This is a genomic window from Aeromonas crassostreae (assembly GCF_054052445.1).
Genome location: NZ_JBSTYM010000015.1, coordinates 104282 through 112661 on the forward strand (window position 1 = coordinate 104282; position 8380 = coordinate 112661).

At 52.4% G+C, this 8380-nt stretch carries 6 protein-coding genes; 3 read left to right on the plus strand and 3 right to left on the minus strand.

Annotation, left to right across the window (positions count from 1 at the left end; genetic code table 11):
- Positions 1 to 85: 85 nt before the first annotated feature.
- Genes xylH through xylF form a run of 3 tightly spaced genes read right to left on the minus strand, consistent with a single transcriptional unit; the run spans position 86 to position 3841 of the window.
- Positions 86 to 1267 carry a xylose ABC transporter permease XylH gene (gene xylH / locus ACW5W4_RS13120; protein ID WP_456689660.1) on the minus strand — a complete coding sequence of 394 codons (1182 nt, stop codon included), beginning with the start codon at positions 1265 to 1267 and terminating at the stop codon, positions 86 to 88.
- Complete coding sequence (locus ACW5W4_RS13125; RefSeq protein WP_456689661.1) at positions 1245 to 2786, minus strand: xylose ABC transporter ATP-binding protein; 1542 nt, start codon at positions 2784 to 2786, stop codon at positions 1245 to 1247. The genes xylH and ACW5W4_RS13125 overlap by 23 nt, the downstream gene beginning before the upstream one ends.
- A gap of 59 nt (positions 2787 to 2845) precedes the next feature.
- The gene (gene xylF / locus ACW5W4_RS13130) at positions 2846 to 3841 is read right to left on the minus strand and encodes a D-xylose ABC transporter substrate-binding protein (protein WP_456689662.1); all 996 of its coding nucleotides are present in this window, start codon (positions 3839 to 3841) and stop codon (positions 2846 to 2848) included.
- A 501-nt stretch (positions 3842 to 4342) separates the two neighbouring features.
- Here xylF and xylA point away from each other — a divergent pair.
- The 3 genes from xylA to tal all read left to right on the plus strand — a co-directional run bounded on the left by xylA (position 4343) and on the right by tal (position 8244).
- A complete protein-coding gene (xylA, locus tag ACW5W4_RS13135; RefSeq protein WP_456689663.1) occupies positions 4343 to 5665 on the plus strand; it encodes a xylose isomerase in 1323 nt (440 codons plus the stop codon).
- A 69-nt stretch (positions 5666 to 5734) separates the two neighbouring features.
- The gene (xylB, locus tag ACW5W4_RS13140; RefSeq protein WP_456689664.1) at positions 5735 to 7189 is read left to right on the plus strand and encodes a xylulokinase; all 1455 of its coding nucleotides are present in this window, start codon (positions 5735 to 5737) and stop codon (positions 7187 to 7189) included.
- A gap of 104 nt (positions 7190 to 7293) precedes the next feature.
- The gene (tal, locus tag ACW5W4_RS13145) at positions 7294 to 8244 is read left to right on the plus strand and encodes a transaldolase (RefSeq protein WP_456689665.1); all 951 of its coding nucleotides are present in this window, start codon (positions 7294 to 7296) and stop codon (positions 8242 to 8244) included.
- The last annotated feature ends 136 nt before the right edge of the window (positions 8245 to 8380 follow it).

Sequence of the window (8380 nt, forward strand, 5' to 3'; positions counted from 1 at the left end):
ACCCCAAAAACTCCTTTTATTTTAATACCATAGATGAAGAAATGCCGGGGAATATTACCCCGGCATTGTGATCTAAAACACACTCTCAAGCCCGACGTTTAGTGGCTGAATCCATCCAGACCGCTAACAGCAAAATGGCCCCTTTGACGATGTATTGCCAGAACGTCGGCACGTCCATCATACTCATGCCGTTATCCAGAGACGCCATGATAAATGCGCCCATCACGGCACCGGCCACGCTACCTACGCCGCCAGCAAGACTGGTGCCACCAATGACACAAGCGGCAATCGCATCAAGCTCTGCAATGTTCCCGGCAGAAGGTGAGCCAGCCCCAAGGCGTGAGCTAAGGATCAGCCCTGCGACGGCGACCATCAGGCCATTAATCGCAAACACAGCAAGCTTGGTGCGCGCTACGTCAATCCCGGATAACCGCGCCGCTTCGATATTGCCGCCTATTGCATAAATACGGCGGCCGAACGCGGTGCGGGTCGCCATAAACATCCCGGCGAGCATTAACAGTGTCAGGATAAGTACGGGTGTCGGTACTCCACGGTAATCATTGAGCAACCAGATAGAGCCCAGAACAATCACCGCCGTGATAGCCTGCCGTCCCATCACGCTTGTTGAAGCTGGCGTTGCTAGGCCAAGTTCCTCGCGGCGCATACGCAGCCACCATTGCCAAGCAACAAACGCCATTAAGCCCAATGCACCGACACCAAAGCCTATACCACCCGGCAGATAGCTCTGACCTATTTGCGCCATTGAAGTGCTCGTTGGCGAGACAGTAGTTCCGTTTGTGATGCCAATCAACACACCACGAAACGCCAGCATACCGGCAAGGGTGACAATGAACGACGGAACTTTACGATAGGCCACCCACCATCCATTCCATGCTCCCAGCACCAGCCCGAGAGCGAGCGTCACGACGATGGTCAGCGGCAGCGGCCAACCCATCCAGACATCAAAGATGGCTGCGACACCGCCCAACAGCCCCATCATGGAACCGACAGAGAGATCGATTTCAGCAGAAATAATCACAAACACCATACCGACCGCCAGAATGCCGGTAATAGCCGTCTGACGTAGCAAATTAGAGACGTTTCGCGCGCTGAGATACGATCCGTCCGTCATCCAGGTAAAAAACAGCACGATCACCAATATGGCGGCAATCATGACAAACACCTGCAGATTAAGCCCTTTCAGGATGCTTAGCGGCGAGCTCAGCGGCGCGGCAAGTTTCATTTCAGACGGGTTGCTTTTCGACATGGTGGTCACTCCTCAGTGCTGCTTCCATAACTTGCTCCTGGGTCAAGTTGTTGTTCACCAGGTTGGCTTTGATACGCCCCTCGTGCATCACCAGTATTCTGTCGCTAAGACCAAGCACTTCAGGTAACTCAGAGGAGATGACGATCACGGCAATCCCTTGTTGAACCAGTTGATTAATCAGTTTGTAGATTTCGTATTTCGCTCCGATATCTATACCGCGTGTGGGCTCGTCAAGAATGAGAATTCGTGGGTTTAGCAGCAAGCAGCGGGCCAGGATCGCTTTTTGCTGGTTACCCCCGCTAAGACGACCAATCGCAAGTTCTGGCGTTGACGTTTTTACCTTCAGGCGCTGAATGGATTTCAGAATACAACTCTGCTCGGCGGCATCGTCCAGGCTGGTTAATGCGCCGGAGAATTGATTAAGTGACGCAAGGGTGATGTTTTGCCCCACTGCCATGACCGACACAATACCGTCTCGCTTACGGTCCTCCGGCACCATGGCAATTCCGTGCGAAATCGCCTGCTGGCAGTTGCTGACTTTTACCGATTTGTTATCAATAAAAATCTCGCCTTGCGACTTGCCGGGCCAAACGCCAAACAGGCACTGAACCGCTTCGGTACGCCCCGCCCCCACAAGGCCGGCGATCCCCAGGATCTCCCCTTTGTGCAATGAGAAGGAAATATCATTTACGCGTTTGATCTGTCGGTTTAGCGGGTGCCACGCAGTGAGATGTTCAACACGCAGAATTTCCTCGCCCGTCTGGTGCGGTTCGTTCGGGTAAAGCGCCGTGAGCTCGCGCCCCACCATCATGGTGATTATGTCATCTTCGCTCATCAGTGCGGCTTCACGGGTACCAATGGGCTTTCCGTCGCGGATAACGCAGATGGTGTCGGAAATCGCTTTGACCTCATTGAGCTTGTGAGAGATGTAGACGCAGGCGATTCCATGATCCTGCAGCTCGCGAATAATCCTCAGCAGAATATCCGTTTCTTTCTCGGTGAGGGAAGCTGTTGGCTCGTCAAGAATCAATAGGCGCACTTGTTTATTCAGCGCCTTGGCAATTTCCACCAGTTGCTGCTGGCCCAGCCCCAGATCGCCCACACGGGTATCAGGCGAAATATTCAGGCTTACCTGAGCGAGCAATTTTTGGCAGCGTAGCGTCATAGTGTCGTAATCCAGTACACCATAACGCGACATCTCTGCCCCAAGGAAAATATTCTCCAGAATGGTGAGATGCTTAACTAATGCCAATTCTTGGTGAATGATGGCAATACCTTTACGTTCGGTATCACGAATATGGCCGGCCTGGAGTTTTTCACCGGCAAACCATATCTCGCCTTCGTAAGTACCATAGGGATAAATCCCGCACAGCACCTTCATCAACGTTGATTTCCCCGAACCGTTCTCACCGCACAGCGACATGACTTCCCCGGCATTGAGCGACAGACTGACACTGTCCACCGCTTTCACTGCACCAAAAGCCTTAGTGATATTTTTCATTTCCAGTAAGTAAGGCATAACTCCTCCCCGGTCTGGCTTAAAGGTTGCCGCCCATGGCTAACCATGGGCGGGAAGGGTTATAGATCACTTTTTTTATGGAAGCCGTCTGCCACGATGGTACTGTCGATATTGGTGTTATCCACTTCGATTGGTGTCAGCAGTCTGGCTGGAATATCTTTCAGGCCATTGTTCAGGGTAGCATCTGCTGCTGGCTTTTTACCTTCTCCCAGTTCAACTGCAATTTCAGCGGCGTTGTTGGCGAGGTCGGTGATCGGCTTATATACCGTCATGGTTTGGGTGCCAGCAATAATGCGTTTTACACCAGCGAGATCGGCATCCTGTCCTGAAATCGCTACTTTCCCTGCCAGACCCTGCGCGCTTAATGCCTGAATGGCACCGCCTGCTGTGGCATCATTTGATGCTACGACAGCATCAATCTTGTTATTGTTCGCTGTCAGGGCATTTTCCATAATTTTCAATGCATTTTCCGGCAACCAGCCGTCAGCCCACTGATCGCCAACCACTTTTATTTTTCCGCTATCAATATAAGGTTTCAACACCTTCATTTGCCCTTCACGGAATAATTTAGCATTGTTATCCACCGGCGAACCACCCATTAAGAAATAGTTACCAGACGGCACTCTATTGACAATGCTTTGTGCCTGAATCTCGCCAACTTTTTCATTATCAAATGAAACGTAGTAGTCAATATTAGCATTATTAATTATACGATCATAAGCTAGTACTTTTATGCCTTCGCGTTTTGCTTCGGCTACCACATTACTTAATACCTGTCCGTTGTGAGGAATGATAACCAACACGTCCACACCACGATTGATCATGTTCTCAATTTGCGATATCTGTGTTTCTTCGCTCCCATTGGCCGATTGCACAAACACTTCAGCACCTTTTGACTCTGCCTTTGCAACAAAGATATCGCGATCTTTCTGCCAGCGTTCAAGCCGCAAGTCATCAATGGCCATGCCGATCTTTACTTCTTTGGCGATGCCACTGAAGCTGGCAAGCATAAGCGATGCACATATTGACGCTAGTAAGACATTCTTAATCTTCATATTTATTTTACCTGTAGGGATGATGATCTTTCGGATTAAAGAATAATTTACATCTGCAAGCGGATGGATTGTTGTCGCTGATTGCAAAAGAAGCAATTACAGATTTTAATCTTCTCATTATGATATTTGGTTTAATCGCTGAACTATGATGAAGATCTAACTTTAAGGCATCGGCTGAATATGGCAATGCGGAGGGGGATGAATGATTGCCTTGCTATGATATTGATCTTTAATGATTTTTTAGAAAAAACCATTCATGAAACCATAAACTCAGCGCGGACTCACAGGATATAATAAGCTACATCTCCATCACCTTCAGCATGGTAAAGAGGGAATAAACCAAAAATAATTCCCTTTTTTAAAAGTGTTTTTGTGAAGTGGCGCACGCTTGGGAATTCTCTTAAGCCGAGAGTGAAATAACGCAATTGAGCATCCACCAAAGAAAGCCCAAGATTAAAACGCTTTTACTTGGCCGATATTTTCCTGAACTTGGAGTCAATTATGCAAGCCTATTTTGATCAACTTGACCGTGTGCGTTTCGAAGGCCCTAAAACAACTAATCCGCTGGCATTCCGCCACTACAACCCGGACGAGTTAATACTGGGTAAACGCATGGAAGAACATCTGCGTTTCGCCGCCTGCTACTGGCATACGTTCTGCTGGAATGGTGCAGATATGTTTGGTGCCGGTTCCTTCGATCGCCCGTGGTTGCAAGCGGGAGACGCACTGGCTCTGGCCAAACGTAAAGCCGATGTCGCCTTTGAATTCTTCCATAAGCTGAACGTACCCTATTACTGCTTCCATGATATCGATGTTTCGCCGGAAGGCACTTCACTTAAAGAATACAAAGACAACTTCGCGATAATGACCGAGTACTTGGCACAAAAGCAGCAGGAAAGCGGCGTGAAACTCCTGTGGGGTACGGCAAACTGCTTCACCAATGCACGCTATGGTGCGGGCGCGGCCACGAACCCCGATCCGGAGGTTTTCTCCCGGGCAGCCTCTCAGGTCGTTGCTGCCATGAACGCAACCTATCAACTGGGTGGTGATAACTATGTCCTGTGGGGGGGGCGCGAAGGTTATGAAACTCTGCTCAATACCGACCTGCGCCAGGAGCGCGAACAACTCGGCCGCTTTATGCAGATGGTGGTTGAGCATAAACACAAAATTGGCTTCCGTGGCACGCTGCTTATTGAGCCGAAGCCACAAGAACCGACTAAACATCAGTACGACTACGACGTAGCGACGGTTTACGGATTCCTGAAGCAATTCGGCCTGGAAAAAGAGATAAAAGTAAACATAGAAGCGAACCATGCAACACTTGCCGGTCATTCTTTCCATCATGAAATCGCCAGCGCCATTGCCCTAGGGATCTTCGGCTCGGTTGACGCAAACCGTGGCGACCCTCAGCTTGGCTGGGATACTGACCAGTTCCCAAGCAGCGTGGAAGAAAATTCGCTGGTGATGTACGAAATCCTTAAAGCCGGGGGCTTCTCTACCGGTGGACTGAACTTTGATGCCAAGGTGCGTCGCCAGAGCACCGATAAATATGACCTGTTCTACGGCCACATTGGCGCAATGGATGTCATGGCGCTGTCACTGAAAATCGCGGCCCGGATGATTGAAGATGGCGAGCTCGATAAACGCGTTGCCAGACGCTATGCCGGCTGGAATGGTGATTTCGGTCAGCAAATTCTGAACGGGCAGATGTCTTTGGCGCAGATTGCACAGTACGCAGAACAGCACAATCTGGCACCACAGCATCAGAGTGGCCACCAGGAGTTACTGGAAAACCTGATTAATCACTACATGTTTGATCGATAAGTTTGCTGTTCAATTAACAATCACCCCCGCGCCACGGTTTTCGTGGCGCGTTCATAAGGAGTGGCCACTATGTACATCGGAATCGATCTTGGAACTTCGGGTGTGAAAGCAATTTTGCTTGGGGAGCAGGGTGAAGTGCTTGCCTCCAGCACCGAACCTCTGAACGTCTCGCGCCCGTATCCACTATGGTCGGAGCAAGACCCTGAGTTCTGGTGGCAGGCAACGGATCGGGCGATGAAAGCGCTTGGGGAGCAGCATTCCCTCAAAGAGGTCAAGGCGCTGGGGATTGCCGGGCAAATGCACGGTGCAACTCTTCTGGACAGCAAACAACAAGTGCTCCGTCCTGCCATTTTATGGAACGATGGCCGCAGCGGCGAAGAGTGTGCCCTGCTGGAAGCCAAGGTGGAGAATTCCCGTGCCATCACCGGTAATCTGATGATGCCTGGCTTTACGGCCTCTAAACTGCTGTGGGTTGAACGCCACGAACCCGATATTTTTGCGCAAATTAATAAAGTCTTGCTGCCAAAAGATTATCTGCGGTTACGCATGACGGGCAAGTTCGCAAGCGACATGTCTGATGCGGCGGGTACGATGTGGCTTGATGTGGAGAGGCGAGACTGGAGTGACACCATGCTCGACGCCTGCCATTTAAGTCGCCAGCATATGCCCGATTTATACGAAGGTAGTGAGATAACCGGAACCCTCAAAGCTGACGTCGCACAGGCGTGGAAAATGCCAGCGGTGCCGGTTGTCGCCGGTGGTGGTGATAATGCGGCAGGGGCCGTAGGTGTAGGTATGGTGGATGCGGGTCAGGCCATGTTATCGCTTGGCACTTCGGGCGTTTATTTCGCCGTCAGCGATGGTTTCCGTAGCAAACCCGAAAGCGCGGTGCACAGCTTCTGCCATGCGCTGCCAAACCGCTGGCATTTGATGTCCGTGATGCTCAGCGCAGCCTCCTGCCTGGATTGGGCTGCAAAACTCACCGGCCTGGGGACGGTTCCGGAATTGCTTACCGCCGCCGAGCAGGCTAACGAAGAAGCCGACGTGGTGTGGTTCCTGCCCTATCTTTCCGGGGAACGCACTCCGCACAATAACCCACGGGCGAAAGGCGTGTTCTTTGGCTTAACCCATCAGCATGGGCCAGCAGAACTCGCTCGCGCTGTTCTTGAGGGGGTGGGTTATGCGCTGGCAGATGGCATGGACGTAGTACATTCCTGCGGCATCACACCACAGAGTGTGACGCTTATCGGCGGCGGGGCGCGTAGCCCTTACTGGCGGAAAATGCTGGCAGATATCAGCGGGCAAACCCTGGATTACCGCACTGGAGGGGATATTGGCCCCGCGTTGGGCGCCGCACGTCTGGCTCAAATTGCTGTGTCACCGGGGCAATCTTTGCAATCGCTGCTGCCGCAGTTACCGCTGGAACAGCAGCACCAACCGGATATGGCGCGTCATCAGCTCTACGCCGGGCGCCGACAGGTATTTAGTCAGCTTTACCAGCAGTTGCTGCCATTGATGTCGTGACACTTTCCGTATGGTGTCTGGAGATTAAGGGGCCCGTGAATTCAACTTCCAAGTTGTAATGCCGCCACTCAGGATCACTTCCTCATGAAGAGATGTAAATTGCTATGACCGATAAGTTAACTCAGCTGAAAGCCCTGACCACCATCGTCGCCGATACCGGCGACATCGAAGCTATCAAACGCTACCAACCCATCGATGCCACTACCAACCCATCCCTGATCCTGAAGGCATCAGAGATCCCTGAATACGCAGTACTGATCGAAGATGCCCTCCATTGGGCCAAATCCCAGAGTCAGGACAAGGCGCAGCAGATCATCGATGCCGGCGACAAGCTGGCGGTCAATATCGGCCTGGAAGTGCTGAAGATAGTGCCCGGCCGCATCTCCACCGAAGTGGATGCCCGCCTCTCCTTCGACACCGACGCCAGCATCGCCAAGGCCCGCAAGCTGATCCGCCTCTACAACGAAGCCGGCATCAGCAACGATCGCATCCTGATCAAGCTGGCCTCCACCTGGGAAGGCATTCGTGCCGCCGAAGTGCTGGAGAAAGAGGGCATCCAGTGCAACCTGACCCTGCTGTTCGCCTTCGCCCAGGCCCGTGCCTGCGCCGAAGCCGGCGCCTTCCTGATCTCCCCCTTCGTGGGCCGCATCCTCGACTGGTACAAGGCCAAGCACAACCGTGACTACACCGCCAGCGAAGATCCGGGTGTGGTCTCCGTCACCGCCATCTACTACTACTACAAGCAGCACGACTACCCGACCGTGGTGATGGGGGCGAGCTTCCGCAACACCGGCGAGATCCTGGAACTGGCCGGCTGTGACCGCCTGACCATAGGTCCGGCCCTGCTGGAAGAGCTGAGCAAGGCCGAGGGTGTGGTCGAGCGCAAGCTGCACTACACCGGCGAGCGCCAGGCAAAGCCGGCGCCGATGAGCGAAGCCGAGTTCCGCTGGGAGCTGAACCAGGACGCCATGGCCGTCGAGAAACTGGCCGAAGGCATCCGTATGTTCGCCGTCGATCAGGGCAAGCTGGAAACCATGCTGGCCAGCCATATCTGATGGCGCTTGCACACCATACCTGCCGGGCTCACGTACGCGCCCGGTTGGGACAATAACGCGCCTAAAAACTTGGCCATCAAATGAAGCAATATCAGGAGATACAGATGCCTTCTCGTAAAGAGCTTGCCAATGCTAT